This is a genomic window from Verrucomicrobiia bacterium (assembly GCA_035574275.1).
GTDB lineage: Bacteria > Zixibacteria > MSB-5A5 > DSPP01 > DSPP01 > DSPP01.
In genome coordinates, this window is sequence record DATLYY010000064.1 from 89,275 (window position 1) to 110,112 (window position 20,838).

General features: G+C 54.8%; 17 protein-coding genes and 1 tRNA gene. All 18 read right to left on the reverse strand.

Translation table 11 applies throughout. From position 1 onward, the window contains the following. Nucleotides 1–27: 27 nt before the first annotated feature. Nucleotides 28–2,841 carry an anaerobic glycerol-3-phosphate dehydrogenase subunit C gene (locus tag VNL73_08970; protein ID HXF49538.1) on the reverse strand — a complete coding sequence of 938 codons (2,814 nt, stop codon included), beginning with the start codon at nucleotides 2,839–2,841 and terminating at the stop codon, nucleotides 28–30. Nucleotides 2,842–2,956: 115 nt separating this feature from the next. Next, a complete protein-coding gene (hemW, locus tag VNL73_08975; protein HXF49539.1) occupies nucleotides 2,957–4,099 on the reverse strand; it encodes a radical SAM family heme chaperone HemW in 1,143 nt (380 codons plus the stop codon). A 24-nt stretch (nucleotides 4,100–4,123) separates the two neighbouring features. Next, nucleotides 4,124–6,187, reverse strand: coding sequence for an alpha-amylase/4-alpha-glucanotransferase domain-containing protein (locus tag VNL73_08980; GenBank protein HXF49540.1), 2,064 nt, complete (start codon nucleotides 6,185–6,187; stop codon nucleotides 4,124–4,126). Next, nucleotides 6,187–7,083 (reverse strand): MlaD family protein, encoded by an 897-nt coding sequence (locus VNL73_08985; GenBank protein HXF49541.1) that lies wholly within the window; start codon nucleotides 7,081–7,083, stop codon nucleotides 6,187–6,189. Before VNL73_08985 ends, VNL73_08980 begins: the two co-directional genes overlap by 1 nt. 30 nt (nucleotides 7,084–7,113) lie before the next feature. After that, on the reverse strand, nucleotides 7,114–8,082 hold the full coding sequence (gene hprK, locus VNL73_08990) for an HPr(Ser) kinase/phosphatase (protein ID HXF49542.1): 969 nt from the start codon (nucleotides 8,080–8,082) through the stop codon (nucleotides 7,114–7,116). Beyond that, entirely contained in the window at nucleotides 8,079–8,435 is a 357-nt protein-coding gene (gene raiA / locus VNL73_08995) for a ribosome-associated translation inhibitor RaiA (protein ID HXF49543.1), read from the reverse strand. Before raiA ends, hprK begins: the two co-directional genes overlap by 4 nt. 12 nt (nucleotides 8,436–8,447) lie before the next feature. Then, nucleotides 8,448–9,407 carry a class II fructose-bisphosphatase gene (glpX, locus tag VNL73_09000; protein ID HXF49544.1) on the reverse strand — a complete coding sequence of 320 codons (960 nt, stop codon included), beginning with the start codon at nucleotides 9,405–9,407 and terminating at the stop codon, nucleotides 8,448–8,450. A 147-nt stretch (nucleotides 9,408–9,554) separates the two neighbouring features. Continuing rightward, nucleotides 9,555–9,636: transfer RNA gene (locus tag VNL73_09005), tRNA-Leu, on the reverse strand. A gap of 145 nt (nucleotides 9,637–9,781) precedes the next feature. After that, on the reverse strand, nucleotides 9,782–10,204 hold the full coding sequence (secG, locus tag VNL73_09010; GenBank protein HXF49545.1) for a preprotein translocase subunit SecG: 423 nt from the start codon (nucleotides 10,202–10,204) through the stop codon (nucleotides 9,782–9,784). A 14-nt stretch (nucleotides 10,205–10,218) separates the two neighbouring features. Continuing rightward, the gene (gene tpiA, locus VNL73_09015) at nucleotides 10,219–10,974 is read right to left on the reverse strand and encodes a triose-phosphate isomerase (protein ID HXF49546.1); all 756 of its coding nucleotides are present in this window, start codon (nucleotides 10,972–10,974) and stop codon (nucleotides 10,219–10,221) included. Between the two features lie 28 nt (nucleotides 10,975–11,002). Further along, entirely contained in the window at nucleotides 11,003–12,208 is a 1,206-nt protein-coding gene (locus VNL73_09020) for a phosphoglycerate kinase (protein HXF49547.1), read from the reverse strand. Further along, nucleotides 12,198–13,202: a type I glyceraldehyde-3-phosphate dehydrogenase gene (gene gap, locus VNL73_09025; GenBank protein HXF49548.1), complete on the reverse strand. Its 1,005-nt coding sequence runs from the start codon at nucleotides 13,200–13,202 to the stop codon at nucleotides 12,198–12,200. The genes VNL73_09020 and gap overlap by 11 nt, the downstream gene beginning before the upstream one ends. Before the next feature lie 13 nt (nucleotides 13,203–13,215). Beyond that, complete coding sequence (locus VNL73_09030; GenBank protein HXF49549.1) at nucleotides 13,216–13,848, reverse strand: hypothetical protein; 633 nt, start codon at nucleotides 13,846–13,848, stop codon at nucleotides 13,216–13,218. After that, nucleotides 13,841–14,881 (reverse strand): ATP-dependent 6-phosphofructokinase, encoded by a 1,041-nt coding sequence (locus VNL73_09035; GenBank protein ID HXF49550.1) that lies wholly within the window; start codon nucleotides 14,879–14,881, stop codon nucleotides 13,841–13,843. The genes VNL73_09030 and VNL73_09035 overlap by 8 nt, the downstream gene beginning before the upstream one ends. A gap of 120 nt (nucleotides 14,882–15,001) precedes the next feature. Continuing rightward, nucleotides 15,002–15,814, reverse strand: a complete 813-nt coding sequence (locus VNL73_09040; protein ID HXF49551.1) for a nucleotidyltransferase domain-containing protein — start codon at nucleotides 15,812–15,814, stop codon at nucleotides 15,002–15,004. Nucleotides 15,815–15,819: 5 nt separating this feature from the next. Then, nucleotides 15,820–16,551 (reverse strand): HAD family hydrolase, encoded by a 732-nt coding sequence (locus VNL73_09045; protein HXF49552.1) that lies wholly within the window; start codon nucleotides 16,549–16,551, stop codon nucleotides 15,820–15,822. Next, nucleotides 16,548–19,064, reverse strand: coding sequence for a SpoIIE family protein phosphatase (locus tag VNL73_09050; GenBank protein HXF49553.1), 2,517 nt, complete (start codon nucleotides 19,062–19,064; stop codon nucleotides 16,548–16,550). The genes VNL73_09045 and VNL73_09050 overlap by 4 nt, the downstream gene beginning before the upstream one ends. Before the next feature lie 21 nt (nucleotides 19,065–19,085). Further along, the gene (locus VNL73_09055) at nucleotides 19,086–20,834 is read right to left on the reverse strand and encodes a GAF domain-containing SpoIIE family protein phosphatase (protein HXF49554.1); all 1,749 of its coding nucleotides are present in this window, start codon (nucleotides 20,832–20,834) and stop codon (nucleotides 19,086–19,088) included. Between the last annotated feature and the right edge of the window lie 4 nt (nucleotides 20,835–20,838).

The following is a 20,838-nucleotide window of genomic DNA, read 5'->3' on the forward strand; positions in this document are numbered from 1 at the left end:
ATTATACGCAAAAAACCGGCCTAAAACTCAATCCCGGTAGGCCTCGGCCAGAATGGAAAGGGTATGCCGCACCGGCAGGCGGGTTCCCTGGGCTATCTGGATGTTGCAGGTGCCGCAGGAAGTGGCGACAGCGGCCACTCCGGTGCGCTTGATTTCCTCGAACAATTTGTTGCCGATTTTCATCGACAAGTCAAAGTTTTCGGTTTTGAAGCCGAAGGTGCCAGCCATTCCGCAGCAGGAATCGGCAATTTCCTCGACTTTAACGCCCGGAATAAATCGCAGCAGTTCAATCGGTTCCCGTTCCACCCCCAGCGCCTTGGAATGGCAGGGGTTGTGCCAGACCAGGTGCAAATCGACCGGTTTGAAATTCCGGTTCAGTTCCTTGCGCTGATGCAAATCCCAAAGGTATTGATGAATTTCCTTGGCGGCCTGACTGACCAGATGGGCGTCCTCTGTATTCAAAAGCCGGGGGTAATCCTCACAAATCGCCAAGGCGCAGGAGGGGGCAGAAGCGACAATTTCGTATCCTTGTTTTACCAGCGGCGCCAGGACTTCCACGTTAAAGCGGGCATTTTTTTGGGCGTCCTTTTCGCTGCCGACCGTTATCATTGCAATACCGCAACATTTCTGCTCCGGCACGAAAACCTCGATGTCGTTTTTTTCCAGCACCTTGAGCGTGGCCTGCGCTTCACCGTTCACGTCGTTAAAGCGGGCAAAGCAGCCGGCAAAATAGGCAACCTTGCGCTGGGATGTATGGCCGGTTTTTTGTTTCACCGGGAATGGTTTGACCGCCGGGGCAAATTCCCGGTCGCGATGAATTCCCAAAATACGCTCCAAAAATACGCGGTTGAGACGGAGCGAAAGAGCCCAGTTGGTCACCTTCGGCAACAATGCAGCAAGCTGGGAACTGGTGTCGGAATGGGACAGCACCTTGTTGCGCAGGGTCTGGCCATGTTTTTCGGCGTAGGCTGTGCGGGCCAGAATCGCCAAATCGGGTACGTTCACAGCCGTCGGGCATTCGGAAAGGCAGAGCCGGCAGTTGAAGCACAAATCGGCCACGCTTTTGAGGCGCACGTCAAAAAGCAGTCCGGCCGGAAGTTCGCCGGTGATGATCCCCATCAACAAATTCGGTTTGGCGCGGGCCGTAGCGGGCTCGATTTCGGTCTCCGCCGCCACCGGGCAGTAATTGCGACAGGCACCGCAGCCGTGGCATTTTTCAATTTCTATTCTCCAGCGGGATTGGTCGAAAACCGTGCCGGTTTGGACAAATTTCTTAGGAAAACGAAGAATATTGACCGGGATGTGGTTGTGGTCGGTTACAATTTTGCCGGGATTCAGAATGTTTTCGGGGTCCCAGATTTTTTTCAACCGTTCGAACAGGGGATAGGTTTTCGGATACTGCCGTTTCAAATAGGGGGCGCGCATCACCCCATCGCCATGCTCGGCGGAGATGGTGCCGCCCAGTTTTAGTGTCAAATCGAACGCTTCATCCGAGATTTCCACCAGTCGATTTTCGAATCCTGACTCGTGTGGATCCATCAGGGGGGTGATATGCACGTTGCCGTTGCCGGCGTGGCCGAAGATGACCATCTCCATGCCGCGCTTGCCCATAATGTGCTTCAGTCCGTTGATGTAGCGCCCCAAGTTCTGCGGCGGAACGGCGGAATCGTCGATGAAGTTCATCGGCTTTTTGACCGGGCTGGCCTTGTACACAATCGGCAGGGCGGCCTTGCGGGTTTCCCAAAGGGCCTGCTGTTCCTTTGGAAGAAAGGCGGCTCGGGTGCCAAGGGCAAAGGGGGTCGCACTTTGCTCGCCGACGGAGATTTTCTCCTTCACCTCCTCCGGCGACTGGCCTTCAAATTCAAGCAAAATCACCGCCGCCGATTTTTCCGGCAGAAACGGACGCAACTCGCGCCGCCCTTTGCGCACGTAGGCCACAAAGGTTTCGTCCACCAGCTCTAAAGCGGATGGTTTCAGTTTCAGCAGTTCCACCACCGCCTGCGAGGCCTTTTCCCAGTCATCGAAATACAAAAGCGTTACAGCGCGGTGGGGCGGCTTGGGCAAAAGCCGGAAGGTGGCTTCGGTCACAATTCCGAGCGTCCCCTCCGAACCGACTAAAAGCTGGGTGAAATCGATGCCACCGCTTTTCAATGCTCCGTCCAGGTTGTATCCCGCTGAGTTCTTATTGACTTTAATGGTTGAATCGAGAATGGTTTGACGATTGGCGAGCAGCAAGCCCTCGGTTTGTTTCAGGATGCTTGCAAGCTCAAGAGAATGGGCCGAATTATTCTTCAGTTTGCCGGTCTCGACCAATGAACCGTCCGAAAAAACCGCCTCCAAAGAATCGACAAAGTCGCGGGTCGTGCCGTAAAGGACGGTATGCGCGCCGGCCGAGTTGTTGGCAATCATCCCCCCCACCGTGCAGTAGGCACCGCTGGAGGGGTCGGGCGGCAGGAAGAGGTTGTATTGGGCCGCGGCCTGATTCAGCTTGGTGTAAATCAGCCCCGGCTGGACGCGGATGGTTTTTTCTTCCGGATTGATGCTCACCACCTTGTTCATATGGCGGGAGAAATCGACCACGATGCCGCTCCCCAGCGCCTGGCCGGACAAGCTGGAGCCGCCGCCGCGCGGGGTCAGCGAAATCTGATGAGCGCGGGCATACTTGACCAGTGCCTCGATGTCCCGTTTGTTTTTCGGGCAGACCGCCCCGAGCGGGCGGACTTTGAAAATGCATGCGGCGGTGGCGTACTCCTGACGTGAAAGCTCGTCAAAGAGCACATCCCCTTCGATTATCTTGCCCAAATCCTTCGCTATTTTGCTGTCGCCGGTCACCCGTTCCATACCCGATAAGAAAGGAGTTGAAATGCCTTCCGACAAGGCATATTATCCGGCCAATCAAAGACAGGATGTCGCCTCATCTTTCTATTCTTAGTATCGGAGAAATCCGTCGGGGTAGTTACGGAAAAAGTTCCGCAATTATCCGATCTGAAACATAAAACCCCAATGGGGTAAGCCGCAGCTGGCCGTTTTCCTTGTGGGCGAAGCGTTGGGCCGCCAGCCGGTTCAGCAATGTTTGTTTTTCCTTTTCAAGGTCATATCCGAATTCATTTTTAAGATCGTTTAGGCGGATTCCACCCTTTTGCCGCAAACCCAAAAGCAGCACCTCGTCGACGGCCTTCTTTTGGTCGATGGTTTCCTCGAATTCAAGAGGCAATTCTCCCGCATCCAGCCGGCGCTGGTAGATAGGCAAACTGCGGACGTTAGCCCAGCGCTGGTTCTTAAAGAAAGAATGGGCGGAAGGGCCAAGGCCTAAATAGTTCTTCCTTCGCCAATAGTTTAGGTTGTGCCGGGATTGGAATCCGGGGCGGGCAAAATTGGAAATCTCATACTGTTCGTAACCGTTTTGTTCCAAGAATTCAATGCCCGTCAAATACATTTCCTGACAAAGCTCGTCCGGTGGCAGCACGAGCTTTCCCCCCTGCTGCAGTTTATAGAAGACGGTTCGTTCCTCGATGGTTAAACTGTAAGTCGAAACATGCGCGGGCTGCCATTTGGCCGCCTTTTCCAAGGTTTGCCGCCAGCCCTCAATCGTCTGGCCGGGAACGCCGAAAATCAAGTCGATATTAAAATTCTCAAAACCGGACTTTCTAACATTTTGAGCTGATTCTTCCGCTTGTTTGGGGAAGTGTTCTCTTCCGAGCAGTTTTAGCTCGGCATCGTTCAAGCTTTGCATGCCGATGGAAAGACGGTTTATGCCAAGCCGTCTAAACTCTTTGGGTTTATTTCCCAAAAGTTCGTTTGGATTGGCTTCGAGCGAGATTTCGGCGTCATCCGAAACGTCGAAGCGACTTTCTATCAGCTTTAAAAGCCCGGCCAACTGTTCCGTTTCCAGAAGGGAAGGGGTGCCGCCGCCAAAGTAAATCGTTCCCAGTTTTTGGCTGAAAAGTTCCGGTTTTTTCTCGGAAAGCAGCTTCAACTCTTTTTCGTAATAGGGCAGAAAAGCGGCCCGTTTTGCCTCCGACTCCCGCAGGACGTAGAAATCACAATACGGGCAGATTTTAGAGCAGAAAGGAAAATGAATGTAAAGACCCAATGGCATAAGGGAAAGTAAAGAAGAATTAAGCTAAAGGGAAAGCAGTTCCAAACCGAAATTCAATTCGATAACCTGCTTGGCTTTCAATTGCAGGGGATATCCAAACAAAAGCTTGGAACCCTGATAGGTCTTTTCCGCCCCCCCCTCCGAGAGCGAAACCGTGAAAATGGGGTGGCGCTCAAAACTGACCGGCTGCTCAAACTGGAACCGAGCCGCCAGTTTGCGCCATTCATCCACCATTTCAACAGTGGTTACATTGCCAAGTTGTTCTTCGGTCTCCAGCGTGGGTCGCGAGGGTTTTTGCCCATTAATTTTGAAATACCGGTCGGCGGCGCTGGGCGCCTCAAAATTAAAGTTGAACTCGCTTGCGAACTTTAACTCCCGCTTTTGCGCCCCCGTATTCTCCAAACGATATTCAAAGCGCAGCCGAGGCCGACTTGCTCCAAGGGATATTCGCTTTTCTATATAAAGACCGGCCGGTTCGGCTCCCTTGAGCAAAACAGCGGTGGAGGTTTCCCGCTTTTCAAGTTTGCGCTCGTACGAGAGATGAAACGGGTGACCATCGATATGCTCGCGAAAGCTCCAATTGGGGTAAATCGCTTCCCCCTCGCACGGGAGGTATTTTTCCAGATCCTTATCCTTCGTTTTTACGTGTGTGTGGATGGTGGCCAGTTCGGGCGAGGTGGAACCGGAAAGCCCCAACTTTTTATGGTACGCCTCTGGATAGGGGGTGAACGTGTTCTGCAGATTAAAACGCTTGGGTTTAAAGTCGAGTTCAATGATACAACCGTCTTGATGAGGGTCCACTACACAAAAAATCGCCGGTGTTTCAATAATAATTTCTTTCTGGCCGTCGGCATCGAAGTCAGCTTCTTCCACGGCAACCACTGGTTTTTTGTTCTCCAAATCGTACAGAATGTTTTGGGCCCCAATCAGGGCTTCGTAGTTCGCCGCCCGCAGATGGGTCAAATACGCCCCGCCGAAGACCCCGTGCCAATAAGGGCAGTTGCACTGGCCCTTGAATAACAGGTTTTCGGCCTCTTTAAATTCCTTCTTGGGAACTTTCGGTTTACTCCTTAATTTGTTCAACCCGCGGCTTACAAAAAGCATCTTCTTATGCATCTGGTTTGCTTCCGGATATTTTGCCAAGAAATTTCGCCAGAAGCCGCCCCGGAAAAAGGGGGCGGCCTTTTCCCAGTGGCCGGTCAGCTTGATTTGCTCCCTGACCGCTTCGTACTCCAGCTGCAGCCGGGGCGGTAGCGCCCATTCCAGCATCTCCTCGTATGCGGCAGTCGGCAGATAAATACGCTCGACGGTCTTTTGTGCTGTTAGTGCTTCGCTGAAAAATTTGATTTCCAGCGAATTGGTATGGGACGTGACTTCCGCCAGAAACCGCTCCAGCCAGCCATTCGTGTAGCAATGTTCAAACGTTTTCGGCCAGACGCCAAATTTTTCACCGTCGTCGGCATAGACCCAGTTTTTTGGGTTTTCCGGCTGGGTAAAAAGCCGATGGGTCACCTCCTCGACCGGGGCGAAGGGAATTTTGTAGCGCAGTTCCTTCAGAATCGGGAAAACGTAGATTGAACGACCTTCGTCTTCGGTCAAAAGCGGGCCGGCAGTTAAGGGGCCGTCGTACCCGGCATATTTAAAAAGGGTATCATCCAGCATTGTGTATTCAATGCCCGCCTCGGCCAATGTCTTGGGCTGATTCGGTTCCCAAACCCGCTCCGTTGTCCAAAGCCCCTTGGGCCGGACGCCAAAGCGCTTTTCGAGATAGTCCGACATCTTCAAAATCTGCCCGAGCCGGTCGGTTTCAGGAATGGAAGGGAGAATCGGTTCGTAAAAACCGCCCCCCAAAAGCTCCAGTTGTTTCTGGTGCAGCAGTTCCTCTATGAGGTTGAAGAATTCCGGCTTTCGCTTTTCGGCCCACTCGTACAAAATACCCGAGTTGTGCAAGGCAAACTTGAATGTCGGGAATTTTTTAACCAGCCGCAAAAAGGGGAGATAGGCCTTTTCAAACGCATCCTCAATGACCGGGTCGAAATTTCCAACCGGTTGGTGGTTGTGGACGGCGAAGTAAAACGAGTGGGGCATTAAAACACTTTAATCGTCAAATAACGCCGGGGGTTGCGCCGGACATCGAGAATCAGCGAATCCAAATCCCGGGTGGTTTTGCGCATCTGGTCGTACAGCGTGCGGTCGTACACCAGTTTGCCCAAGGTTCCTTCCTGCTTTTCTATCTGTTCGGAAATGCGCCGGAAGGAAAGCCGGAGCGAATCGAGCCCCTCCACCAGCGGGGTGATCTTCTGCGAGGCGGTGTGCAGGTTGTCAAGGGTGGAGTCGAACGACTCGGCATTTTTGGCTATTGTGGTTTTTAACTGGCTGGCGGCGCGGGAAAGGTCATCAAACGCGTTGTTAACCTTCCCTTCATTCTTGGCCAACATTCGATTCAGCCGTTTACTCGTTTCCTCCGCCTGTTCCACGATGGAGGTAAGTTTTCCCAAATATCCCGGCGAGGCGATGGAGCCGCGCAACGCCTCCACCAACTGTTTCACCTCGTCCATCATCCGTCCCATCATTCCCATCACTTCCGGAATGCCGGTGTCGTAAAAGCCGCGGGGGTAAGGGGTCAACGGCAGAAGGGTGTCCGATTTCCCCGTTTCCACCGCAACGAACCGCTCCCCCATCAGTCCGATGTTCATCACCGTAAAACGGGCATCTTTTTTCAGAATCACGTCGTTTTCCAAGGTGAAATGCACAAGTACATCCCCCCGGTAGAGCTCAATTTTCCGAACCTTTCCCTTCAGAACGCCGGAGACGGAGACCGGGTCCCCCGTAGAGAGGGAGCCGACGTTCGGAAACACCACGGCCATGAAATAGGTCTTCTGGCCGAAGCGGGTTCCCCGTATCCAGATGATTCCGTAAATCAACAAGGTGATGGCGGCCAGGATGACCAGCCCCACCTTCCATTCCGCTGTTTTTGGGCTCATATCCCCCTTATGGTATCGACACTAAAAGGGTTACTCGTAATCGCTTTCGAGGTAGCGTGTGGTCATTTTGCGGCGGTGGATTTCCTCCGACAGCCTTTGGGCGAACCCCTCCGCCGTATTCTCGCCATACACTTTCAGCATGTGGTTCATGGCGATCACTTCGGAAATCACGGTAATATTTTTTCCGGGGGAGAGGGGAATGGTGACCACCGGAATTTCCACCCCCAGAATGGTGGTGTGTTTTTCCTCCAGGCCTAGCCGTTCGTATTGCTCCTCCTCCGACCAGATGGTCAACCGGACCTCCACTTCAATCCGTTTCTGCAACCGGATGGAGCGGATGCCAAAGAGTTTTTCGATATCGATGATTCCAATACCCCGCACTTCCATGTGGTGGCCCAACAGCTCAAACCCCGTTCCGACAATGACTTCCGGTGCTTTTTTGATGATGCGCACCATATCGTCGGCCACCAAGCGGTGTCCCCGCTCCACCAAATCAAGCGCGGTTTCGCTTTTCCCCACGCCGGATTTTCCCGTGTACAAAAGTCCCACCCCATAGACGTCCACCAGCGATCCGTGCACAGTGGTGGTGGGGGCAAATGCGTGGTCCAGAAAGACGGAGAGCCGGCTTTCCAACTCGGTGGTGGTCAGCTTGGAACTCAAAAGCGCCGTGTCGGTCTTTTGGGCCGCCTCCAAAAGTTCCGGCGGAGGGGACAATCCCTTGGAAATGATGACCACCGGCAAGTTGAAGGAAAAAAGGCGCATGCAGGCCTCGCGCCTTTTATCCGGCGGCTGGCTGGTCAAAAAGGCGATTTCCGTTTCTCCCAGAATCTGCGTTCGTTTGGAGGCAAACCGTTCGGTAAAACCGGCCAAAGCCAGGCTGGGACGGTGAATCTCGTTGTTTAAAATCGGACGGGAAAGGCCGGAATTACCGGTCAAAACTGACAGTTCGAGATACTCCTTTTTTTCACTGTAAAGGGTCTCGACCGTCAAAGAGTTCATTCTTCCTCTTCCTCCGTGTCGGCCGCCCTGCCCGCCTCCGTTTTTAACTGGTTTAGTTTCTTCTGATCTTTGATTTTCAGCTTTTCCTTGTGCCGTTTCAGTTGTTTTTCCATCTTCTCGGCCACTTTTTCAATCGAGGCCTGCATGTCGTTGGTGGCCACTTTGGCGGTGATGAGCGTGCCGTACACCTTCAAGGTCCCCTCGGCCACTTGCTGGTAGCGATCCTTGGTCAAAATCAAGTGACAATCGACGATATTTTCAAAATAGCGCTCCAGCTTGGCAAAGTTTTTTTCGGCGAATTCCTTCAAATTCCCATTCAGGTCGAAATGGCGCGCGGTTATTCTAAGCTGCATGGTTTTTTCCTTTCATTCGTAGTCCGGCATCCGGTCGAACAGATGCCGGGTGGTGATAAATCGCAGGGTGCCGGTTTTGGAACGCATGACCAGGGAATGCGTTTCCGCCCCTCCGGGAAAGAAATGCACCCCTTTCAGCAAATCCCCGTCCGTCACCCCCGTGCAGGCGAACATGATATTGTCCCCCCGGGCCAGTTCCTCGCAGGTGTAAATTTTGTTCACGTTTTTTACCCCCATTTTTTTAGCCCGCTTGATTTCCTCCTCGTTTCTGAAAACCAATCGGCCCTGAAACCCCCCTCCCAAACAGCGCAAAGCCGCCGCCGCCAAAACCCCTTCCGGCGCCCCCCCGGTTCCCAGAAGCACGTCCACCCCGGAGTCCGGCAGGGCGGTGGCAATGGCGGCGGAAACGTCCCCATCCGGAATCAAATGAATCCGGCAGCCCAGTTTGCGCACCCGCCGCACCAGTTCCTCGTGGCGCTGGCGGTCCAGGACCACCACGGTCAGGTTTTCCACCGGCAGTTTTTTGGCGTCGGCAATGTTTTTTAAGTTTTCCTCCACCGATTTGGACAAATCGATCGCTTCCTCCGCTTCTTTGCCTACCGCAATTTTTTCCATATAGGTGTCCGGGGCGTGCAGGAAATGCCCGTGCTCGGCCGCCGCCACGACCGATAGGGCATTGGAACGGCCAAAGGCCACCGAATTGGTGCATTCCAAAGGATCCAAGGCGATATCCACTTTGGGCGGTTTTCCGTTCCCCAGTTTTTCCCCTATGTAAAGCATCGGGGCTTCATCCCGCTCCCCTTCACCGATAACCACAACCCCGGAGAACTGTATGGCGGAGAAGGCCTTACGCATCGCTTCCACGGCCGCATCATCGGCCTGATGGGCATCCCCTTTCCCCATCCACCCGGCGGAAGCCAAAGCCGCTGCCTCCGTCACCCGCACCAACTCCAGCCCTAAATTGCGGTCCATACGTCCCTATTCACCGATAACGACAAACGATTCGGTTTTACGGAAAAATTTCTGTGGCGACATCAGAACTAAAATACGGGATTTTAATCGGGAAGCAATAGACAAAAAGCTACTTAGTAGAGGGGCTTTTCACTGCCGCCAATAAACTGCCGAAGGCGGGATTCGAACCCGCACGCCTCACGGCGCCACCCCCTCAAGATGGTGTGTCTGCCAGTTCCACCACTTCGGCAAAATCCTTTCAGCGCCCCTCAAATGTAAACAAATTTTAAAGAAAAGAGCAACCCTTATGGAATTTCCCTCCCCTTGAGGGGAGGAATTAAAACCTCGCTTTAACCGGAGCCGAAGGGGAGGTCAACGACCGCCCTGCAGATGAATTACTTCGGAGTCGCGGACTTTTGCTCGGTCGGTTTCTGGCTGCCCGGGGCGTTCGGGTCGAAAACGTTCGGCTCGGCCGGCTGGCCCGCCGCCGGCTGGGCATCCGGTCCCTGCTGGACGTTCACCGGTGCTTGCTGTTGGGGCATCGGAATCGTTCCGGCCGCCTTCTGCACGGCGCTTTCGGCACTGGAACTGGGTTTGATCATGGTCAAACCAACGGAAGTCAAGGCAAAAACCAGAGCCAAAATGGCCGTGGCCCGGGCCAAAAAGGTGGCCGCCCCCCGCCCGCCGAATACGGTGGAGGAAAAAGTCCCGCCTCCAAAAGCCCCCGCCAGCCCCTCCCCTTTGGCGGACTGCATCAAAACCGAAATAATCAAACAAACCGCCACGATAATATGCAAGATAATCAACAGCGTGTACACAAAACCTCCTTAACTCACTTTGCCTTTTTAACTATCGTCACAAACTCGGCGGCCTTCAAACTCGCTCCGCCGACCAAAGCCCCGTCAATCTCCTCCTCGGCAAAAAGCCCGTCGGCAACCTCGGCCTTTACCGAGCCGCCATATAATATATGCAATTTTTGGGCTGTGGGAGTACCGACATGGGCGGAAAGTTTCTCGCGCAAAAAGCGGTGCGCCTCCGCGGCCTGCTGGGGGGTGGCATTCACCCCCGTGCCGATGGCCCAGACCGGCTCGTAGGCGATAATTAAATTTTTCTCCTTAAAATTGAGCCCATCCAGCCCTCCCGTTAATTGCCGTTGCAGAACCTCAAAAGTCCGGCCGCCTTCCCGTTCGGCCAGCGTTTCACCCAGGCAGAAAATTGGGATAAGCCCAAGTTCCAGGGCTTTTTTCAGCTTCCGATTTATGATTTGGTCCGTTTCGCTAAAATGTTGGCGCCGCTCGCTGTGGCCGATAATAACTACTGAACAACCTGAACCAAGAAGCATGGAGCCGGAAATCTCGCCGGTAAAAGGGCCTTCGCTTTCAAAATGCATATTTTGAGCTCCGAGACGAATCGTGGTCCCTTTAATCGCTTCCCAAACGGCCGCAAGGGAGGTGAAGGGGGGGCAGAGAACGACTTCGACCGGTGGAAATTCGGGCGCATAGCGTGCAATGGCAGAAGCAAGGTCGCGGGCCAAGCTTGGAGTCGTGTTCATTTTCCAATTGCCGGCGACAAGACGGGGACGAATCATTCTTTGCGAGAGTTGAAAATTTTAAACCCTAAGCGTCCGACAGGGCAGCCACGCCGGGCAGGATCTTCCCTTCAAGGAATTCGAGAGAAGCCCCGCCGCCGGTGGAGATGTGGGACATTTTGTCTGAAAGTCCAAATTTAACACAGGCGGCGGCGGAATCCCCTCCGCCGACCACCGTGATGGCACCCCGGGCGCTGATTTCGGCCAGTTTTTTGCCGATTTTTCTGGTTCCGGCGTCGAAGGGGGGGACCTCAAAAACCCCCATCGGGCCGTTCCAGAGCACCGTTTTGGCCTTGTCCAGCACCGCACAAAATTTTTCAGCCGCTTTGGGGCCGATGTCCAGCCCCTTCAAGCCGTCCGGGATTTCGTCGGAGGGATAGATTTGCACGGTGATGTCCGGTTTCACTTCCGGCGCCACCATCGAATCCTCCGGCAAAACGATTTTGTCCTTCCCCTTCTGCAAAAGCATCCGCGCAAGCTCAAAACGCTCCGGCTCCAAAATCGAATTGCCGACTTTCTTCCCCTCCGCGGCCATGAACGTGTAGGCCATTCCGCCGCCAATCAAGAGTTTATCGACTTTGGGAAGGAGGTTTTCGATTACGGCAATTTTGTCGGAAACCTTGGCGCCCCCGAGTATGGCGACAAACGGCCGCTCCGGTTCGGAAAGAAGTTGACCGAGGAATTTAAGCTCTTTCTGCATCAGGTATCCGGCCGCCCGTTTCTCGAAATAGCGGGTCACCCCTTCGGTGGAGGCATGGGCCCGGTGGGCGGTGCCGAAGGCGTCGTTGACGTAGATTTCCCCCAGCCGGGCCAGCTTTTTGGCGAATTCGGGGTCATTTTTTTCCTCTTCAGGATGAAAACGGAGATTTTCCAGAAGCAAAACTTCGCCTGCTTTCAGGCCGTTGGCCTTGGCTTCCGCTTCCGTCCCGATGCAGTCGGGGGCGAATTCCACCGGCCGGCCCAAAAAATCGGAAAGCTTTTTGCGCACAGGGGCCAGCGAAAACTCCGGCGCCGGCCCTTTTTTGGGGCGGCCCAAATGGGACATCAAAATCAATTTTGCGCCGTCGTGAATGAGTTTTTGAATGGTGGGGAGGGATTCCCTGATGCGGGTGGCGTCGGTCACCTCACCCTTGTCAACCGGCACGTTGAAGTCCACTCGGACCAAAACCCGCTTTCCATTGACCTGGAGCCGGTCAATAGTCAGCTTGTTTGTGACGGCGGTTTCAGTCGGCAAAGTTTTTTCCCATCAACTCAAGTGTTTCCACCATCCGGCAGGAGAAGCCCCATTCGTTGTCGTACCAGGCCAGTACTTTCACCAGATTTTTGCCGATAACCGCCGTGGACAGGGAATCGAATATGGCGGAATGCGGGTTACCAACCACGTCGGCGGAGACAATCGGGTCGGTCTGGTATTCGAGGATGTTTTTCAATTCCCCGTCGGCCGCTTTTTTCATCGCCGCATTCACCGCTTCGGCCGAGGTTTCCTTTTCCAAAACGCAGGTCAAATCCAGAAGCGATCCATCCGCCACCGGCACCCGCACGGCAATGCCGTCCAGCTTCCCCTTCAAGCCGGGCAAAACCTCCGAGATGGCTTTGGCCGCGCCGGTCGTGGTCGGAATGAGGGAGAGGGAGGCGGCCCGCGCCCGGCGCAAATCCTTGTGGGGCTGGTCCTGTGTTCTTTGGTCGTTGGTAAAGGCGTGCACCGTGTTCATGAACCCCTTCACGATGCCGAAGTTATCATCCAATACCTTGGCCACCGGGGCGAGACAATTCGTGGTGCAGGAGCCGATGGAGACGAGATTATGCCTGACCGGGTCGTAGTTTTTCTGATTCACCCCCAGAACCAAAGTCACGTCGGGCCCCTTGGCCGGGGCGGAGATTAAAACCTTTCTGGCCCCGGCCGTTAAATGTTGCGCGGCTCCCTCCCGGTCGGTGAATTTACCGGAGGCCTCCACGGTGATGTCGATTCCCAGTTTTTTCCAGGGAAGGTTTTTGGGATCCTTTTCGGAAAAAACCTCAATTTTTTTGCCGTTAATGATGATGGTGCTCCCTTCCGCTTTGACCGGCGATTCCAAGGGGCCGTGAATGGAGTCGTACTTCAACAGATGGGCCAGCGTCTTGGCGTCTGTGATGTCATTGACAGCGACAAAATCAAGATTACGGTTCTCCAATCCGGCCCGCAGGACCAGCCGGCCGATTCTTCCAAAACCGTTGATGGCGATTTTCATTCTTCCTCCAATATTATTTGTAATTGATGCTGACGCCGGCCAAAATCTTGTATCCAGAATGGTTGGAAATGCCGGCCACGGGACCGGAAAAGCGCAGCTGGTGATAGCCAAACTCAGCCAGCAAATTTACCTTCGAAACGATTCTCCGCTTCAGCCCGGCCGCCCCGAAGAACCCCGCCGTTACCCGGGTTTTGGAGTCCAGAATCGGATTCCCCGAAACGTCGATGCCGGTCACGTTGCCTGAATTGGAATTGCCGATGGCCACCGTTCCCCCTCCCCGCAGGTAGGGCTGGATGCCGGTCGGGACGGGGATGGGGTAAAAAGTCAGGCCCAAGCTTACCGGCAGCACGTTGGCACTGCCTGCAAAACGGCTGCCCGAGGCGGACTGGTAACGAATGGTTCCGCGGAAAAGCGTTCCCAGACTTATATCCAAAGAAAGAAAGCGGTTTAATTGGTTTTCCAAGGTCGCCTCGCTGTAAAAAAAGTTTTTTTGGCGGTTTTGGGTAAAACTGGGGTCAGTCGTAAAATCCGGCTTGGTCAAATGCCAGAGCCCCAGCCGGATGGCCAGATTGGAGGCCTTGACGGCGGCCGTTGCAATCAGCGTGAAAAAAAGAGCGAAAAAAAGGATTCGAACGCGTTTATCCAAAGAACACCTCGGCGGTTTTATAATACTCTTCCGGTACGGTTTTCAGCTGTTTGGCGGCCTCCTCCAGCGGCACGGCGACGATTTCGGTTCCTTTCAGGGCGGCCATATACCCGAATTTTTTCCACTTAATCATTTCTACCGCAAAAACGCCGAAACGGCTGGCCAAGATCCGGTCAAACGCAGAGGGGGACCCCCCCCGCTGGATGTATCCCAAAGTCACCGGCCGGGCCTCAAATTCGGTCAGCTCCTCGATTTTTCGGGCCAAAACCTCGCCAATCCCCCCCAGCCGGGGATGTCCGGCGGCGTCCGTTCCGGGCTGCCAAATATAGTCCCCCGGTTTGTCCTTTTCCAAGGAGATCTTGGCCCCCTCCGCCACCACCACAATCGAAAAATATTTTCCCCGGGCAAAGCGGGCTTCGATCACTTGGCAGATTTCCTTGACCCCCGTGGGGTGCTCCGGAATGATGATCAAATCGGCCCCGGAAGCGAGCCCCGCCGCCCAGGCAATCCAGCCGGTGTAGTGCCCCATCACCTCCACCACCAAAACCCGGTTGTGGCTTTCCGCCGTGGAGTGCAGCTTGTCAATGACCTCCATCGCCGTGTTGACCGCGGTGTCAAAGCCGAAGGTCATATCGGTGCCCCAGATGTCGTTGTCAATCGTTTTCGGAACCCCTACGAGGGGGATGCCCATATCAAAGAACTTTTTGGACAGCTTCATCGTCCCCTCGCCGCCAATGGCCACTAGGGCGTCAAGCCTGTTTTTTTTGACGTTGGCGAGTACTTCATCGGCGCCGTTGGGGATTTTAAAGGGGTTGTCGCGGGAGGTGCGCAAAACCGTCCCCCCCCGGCGCAGGATTCCGGAGACCGATTCCAGCCGCAAGGGTTCGAACCAGCCATCCCCCATCAACCCGCGCCATCCCTCGACGATGCCCCAAATGTCCCAGTTCTCCCGCAACCCCTTGCGGGTGACCGCGCGGATGACGGCGTTCAGGCCGGGGCAGTCCCCGCCTCCGGTCAGGACCCCGATGCGCATGGTTTGTCCAATCCTTCCTTCACCGCTCTGAAAATACACTTCGGCGGGCGATGTGCAAGTTAGCGAGGAAAAAAATCAAGTGGGCGGGCGAAAAACGGTTTCCTTCACCCAAATCGCTTTTCACTGGAGGGACCCGATAGCTGTCCGCAGGCGTTTCAGGTTTTTCGCCAACCTGTGCTTCGATTGAAGCCCACACAAACATTCCAGATAAACCCTTGTTATTTCGCGGATGCTTTTTTCGTTTGCCAGAAGGTAGGATTTTGCAATGGTCGCTCTTTGATGGCGGGTCAAGTGCCGGTAGGCCCATTTAGAGCCGTACACCTGTTCGCCTTTGAGGGTCGCAGCGGCAAAGAAGACCAGCTTTCGCATTTCCTCGAGCAGCGACTGCGCCTGGAAAACATCGCTCCTTTTGACCGCCTTTAGGGCATCGTGTAAATAGAAAGGATACCAATTCAGATGACGGCCGAGCTGCCGTTCGATGTCTCTGGATCGATTTCTCAGGCGGCTTTTTGCCAACACTCGTTTGAGCTTTCCGTTTCGATCGAAGAGAATCTTATAATCCGAGTCGGGCATCTGCTCCGAGACGAAGCGCAACTGGCTGAAGATGAAATCGATCTCAAGCCCAATGGGAGGAAACCGATTTTTGCTGTAAAGCGCAGCGGTCATTTTGCAATGTTCCCAGCCCCGGTCAAGAGAGGCAACGGGTGTCCCCACAGCGGCCATCAGACGGCGTCTTAAGCCATAGACGTTGAAAAATGCTTTGGCGCTGTTCTCTGTAGCGATGCCGAAGTCGATGTCGGAATAGCGATCCCGGTTCCGGTTCGCCAGCGACCCGCCGAGAAAGACACCTTCCACGTCCGGAACGGTTTTGAAGGCACAGACGAGCGCCTCTAAGACCTTTTGCCGCTGCACAGATTGTGGCGTCAAGGCCATCTGGTTTAATCTTGAAGCAGAACTTGCAATTGGGGCCAATTTTTGACTTGTCGGACATTTGGGTCGGAAGCGTACGCCCCGATGCGGCAGAACCAAAGGGGAGTCAAACCGGCTTTCTGTGCCCCGGTGACGTCCGCCTGCCAACTGTCCCCCAAATGAAAGCTCCGCTCGGGTGTTATACCCAGTGCCTCTAACGTCTTTTCGAATATGGCCAAATCCGGTTTGCGCCGGCCGAATTCGTCGGAGAATGAAAAGGTGTCGAAGAGCTCGAAAACGCCATGCTTTTGCAAAAGCCGCCGCAGGTAAACGCCGGAGGTGCGGCCGGTGTTGGAAATCAGGCCCAGCTTCCAGCCCCTTTGTTTCAGTTCTAACAACACGTCCCGAGTGCCGGGCATCGGAAAAGGGGAATGCACCAGAATTGGCTCTAAATAAGCGGTCAAAAGCTCGGGTTCGGGCAAATTGTTGGGAGTCTTGTCCTCAAACAGGAGATTCAGATACAGCCTCAACTGTTCGGATGGGACAATTTCCTGTCCGGTTTGCCAGGTTTGTTCCAGCCATTGCCAAGTGGTCTCATAAGCGGCGCGCATCCGCTCCCGTGATTTCTGATAATCGAAGCCGGCGGCCGCTTGCAGTATTTTTCCGATTTCAAGAAGGCGTAAATCCCGGCGGGCGTCGTCCACTTCCGGCACATCATAGATCAGTGTGTCCCATAGATCTACGGTTAGGGCCCGGTTCATACAGCTTTCAGTATCACCAGTGAGACGTCGTCCCCCAGTTCCCGTCCGTCGCAAAAACTCCGGAGGCCAGAGAGGATTCGCTCACCTAACTCCTTGGTGGGAAGCTGCCGGTTCGATTCCACAATCTCCGACAGCCGTTCGGTACCGAATTGTTCCTCCGAATGGTTCTCCGCTTCGGTGACCCCGTCCGTGTACAGAACCACCGGGGCGTTTTTTTGCAGGGAGAGTTCCCCCGCTTCATAGCGAACCTCCGGCATAATCCCCAAAAGAAGCCCTCCTTCCGTCAGCTCCTTCGGTTTGCCGCCGGGGGGAAAATAGAGCGGGGGATTGTGGCCGGCATTCACATAGGTCAAACACCGGTTGTTGGTGTCAAAAAACCCCAAAAAGAAGGTGACGAAATGCTGGGGTTCGGTGTTTTCCTGCACCAGCCGGTTCAGCCGCTGCATAATCTCGACCGGCGAGAACTTCTGCTCGACCAGGGTGGTCAGCGAAGATTGCACCGTGGCCATCAAAAGGGAAGCGGGCACCCCCTTGCCGGCCACGTCCCCCACGGCCAGAGCCACTTGCCCTCCCCGCGCCGGGAGTACGGTAAAAAGATCGCCGGAAACCTGTTTGGAAGGCAAATAGGTGGTGGCGACATCCACGCCGGAGATCTCCGGCAGCCGGCAGCAGGCCACCAGCCGCTCCTGAATCTGCCGCGCGACGTCCAGCTCCCGCTCCATCTCGTGCTTTTCCAGTTCCTCCTTGTACAGCCGGGCGTTCTCCACCACCACTGCCAGTGAGACCGAAAAAGCGGCAAAAAAATCGATATCCTCGGAGTTGAAATGATCCCCCGACTTTTTATTCCCCAGAAGCAGCATCCCCACTAATTTATCCTTCAACAAAAGCGGAACAGCCAAGGCGCTTTCCATTTTTTTCAAGGCGACCTTGTCCGCCACCGGCAGATGGGTGAAAAGGGGGTTGGTTTCCAAATCATACAACTCAAGGGGGCGGCTTTCCTTTATCAGCAAGGTGGCCAGCCCGAACTCCAAGCCGGAAAAGCGTACTTTTTCCAAGACTGGATCGGACAGTCCATACGGGGAGACCATTGCATAACTCTCGGTCTTTTGGTCCAAAATGAACGGAAGGCAGTTGGTCACGTGCAGGGTGTCCACGAACTGTTTGGAAATTTTGGCCAGAAGCGTATCGAGCCGTTCCAGCCTGGAAAGCTCCCTGGAAAATTCCAAGAGCGTTTTTTGATAGTTGTAACGGTCCTTGAAAAAATTCCGATCCAGATAATTTTGCACCCGCTCCCGGTACAGGTTGCCCACCACCGCCGTCAAGAGCGCGGCGGCGAAAATCGCCACTTGGGATTCCTGTCCGGTCAAAAAGACCACCAGTTGGCTGGCGGCCATCACCAAGACCACGAAGGACCCGATTAAAAGCGCGCTTAAAATGGCATATATCAGTGAGCGTTTTACAACCACGCCGACATCCATCATTCTGTCCTTGAGGATCAAATAAGTCAGTATGATCGGGGGCGGAATGAGACCCAGCAAGCTCCAGCGCAGAAGGGAGTTGTTGAAAAAAGCCGGAAGAATTATTCCAAAAATAACGAAAATCGACATGGGCAGTCCCATTCCCCACTGCAGCCAAGCTCCCTGCCGGGGGTTTAACACGAATTCCTTTTTCCGAATCCGCAGGGATATTTCGGTAATAAACCAAACGAGGTAAATCCCATACAGGGTGGGAATCACGTAAGGCTGAAAGTGGGGCCAAAGGCCGGATGCTGGCCATTCAAATTTTCCCTTGGCAAACGCGAAGGCCAGAGGAAGAAAGTAAAAAAGGGCGGCCGAAAGGGCTGGCAGGTAGGTCAAACGGGTAAGCACTTTGGCGGGGGTGTTTGGGGGGGCGAAAAACATCAGCCGACGCATAAAATCCAGGGCGAAGGCCCCCACAAAGCAAATGTTAAAGATTATCCACAGGTTGTAGGCAAACCGGATCCGATCGTCCATTCCAACAGTGTTCACCCAGCTCATCGCCAAAAGGGAGCCGGATACGCTGGCGAAGAAAAGAAAGACGCGGGCCGTGGGGAGTTCCGGCTTTTTGACGAAAACCAAAAGGCCTAAGAAAATGTACAGGAATCCCCCCAACTTAAGCGGCCAGTGCAAAATCAGTCCGGTCAGATCACGCTCCGGCTCGACCTCCAGCCGGATGAGCTGTTCGGCTCTCCGTACCGTGAAAATCACCCGCCCGCCGGTCGGAACGGCATCCAATACTTCCTGCAGGGTTCCATCGTTGGAGATGCTTACCCCGTTGGCGGCAAGCAGGGTATCCGTCAAGATCAGTCCGGCCCGGTCGGCCGGGCCGTCCGGGCGGATATTGGTCGGCACCAGCCCGCCGGAAGCGGTTTTCCAGTCAGCGCCGTCCCGCGCCTGTTGAAAATACTTGGGGGCGTAGATGGTGAAGTAGAAGCTGGCATCCCCCCAGAGGAGCACGACAAAAAGCAAAAGCAGAAGTGCCTTCGGTTTCAATTTCCAAGCCACGGCGGGAAATTACAAAACTTTCAACACAATCAAAGTAAAATCATCCTGGCGCCGCTGGTTCTGAAAACGGGTCACCTCCTCTTCCACCGCACGGTAGATCTCCCGTGCGGACCTCTCGTGATTTTCATCTACGAGCCGCTCCAGCCGCGGCAGGCCGAATTCCTCGTCCGCTTCATTGCGGGCTTCGGTCACGCCGTCCGTGTAAAACATGAGGAGGTCGCCGGCGTGGAGGGGGTACGGCTTTTCCTTGTACGCGGAGTCGGAAAAAATTCCCAGAGCCACCCCCCCTTTGGTCAAGTACTCCCGTCGGCCGTCGGCATGCCGCACTAGGGGGGGATTGTGGCCGGCGTTACAGAAGGTGAAGACTCTTTTCAGGGAGTCCAGAACACCGTAAAAAGCGGTCACGTAGTTACCGGCCTCGATGGACTCGTGCATCAAGGAGTTGACTTTGGCCATGATCGTGCGGATGGCGTAGTTGTTGCGGATCTCCGCCTTCAGGCTGGCGCGGAAGGCGGCCATGATCAAGGCTGCCGGAATCCCCTTGCCCGAAACGTCGGCGACGGCGATGCCGATTTGATTTTCGACGATCGGTATGAAGTCGTAGTAGTCGCCCCCCACTTCGGAGGAGGAAACGTTGGCCCCGTACAAGTCAAAACCGCGCACTTCCGGTATCCGCTGGGGGAAGAAGGACTGTTGGATTTGCCGGGCGATGACCAATTCCCCCTCCAAGCGGCGTTTGGCCACCCGCTCGGCGAAAAGCTGGGCCCGCTCGATGGAGAGCGCCGCTTGCGCGGCAAAGTCGGCCAGAAGCCGCAAATCCTCCTCGCGAAAGGCGTCCGGGAAATCGGACTCGAGGTTGAAAACGCCGATCACCCGGTCGCTAGAGACAATCGGCACTACCATTTCCGAACGGGTTTCCAACCGGGCGTTCACGTAGCGGCTGTCCTGGCGGACGTCCGGGACGATCACCGGTTGACCAGTCTTGGCCACCCAACCGATGAGCCCCTGTCCGATTTTCAGCTTCAAATCGCTTTCCATGGAGGGGTCGTACCCCCGCGTGGCGATTTCCTCCACTTCCTGCTTTTGCTTGTTGATCAGAAAAACGCCGGCGGCGCCGTAGGGAATCAAAACCTTCAGCGCATCCATGATCACTTCCAAAACCTCGGAAAGTTCGAGCGAGCCAGCCAACACTTTGCCGGTCTGGTACAGGAGTTCCCGCCCCAGTTGTTCCGATTTCAGCTGTTCCTCTTTCCGGTTCGCCTCCAGCTGCAGCCCGAACAGCGTCAAAAGCAGCCGTTCCAGAGGAGGGGTTTCCTCCGGAAGCAGGTCGGTGAGAGAGCCGATTAAAAAGCCGATGTTCCCGGAGGAGCCGGGGATTGGTATCAGCGGAACGCCCGCCTTCCGCACGGTTTCCGGACAACCCCAGCGGGTCAGCTCCTCGGCCAATTCAACCGGCGCCGCTTCCGGTTTCGCCGAAGTCTTCGAAAGAAGCGGTCGCAACAACTCCCGGCGCTCGGGACTCAAACTTTTCCAAAACAGTTCCTTCTTGTCAAAATCCCACGCTGCAAGAGCAAGCCCCCCCTTGGACTGGGGGACAATCCCCCCCCAGATCGCTTCCGGGGGATGGCTTTCCCAAAGAATTTCCAAAAAAATCCGTGCCGTTTCCCGGTAGTTGCGGGCCTGGTGCAAAACAGCCAGCCGCCGGTTCAGTTTTTCAACGGACAACGATCCGATGTCGGCGTCTATTTCTTCGTTCACTCGT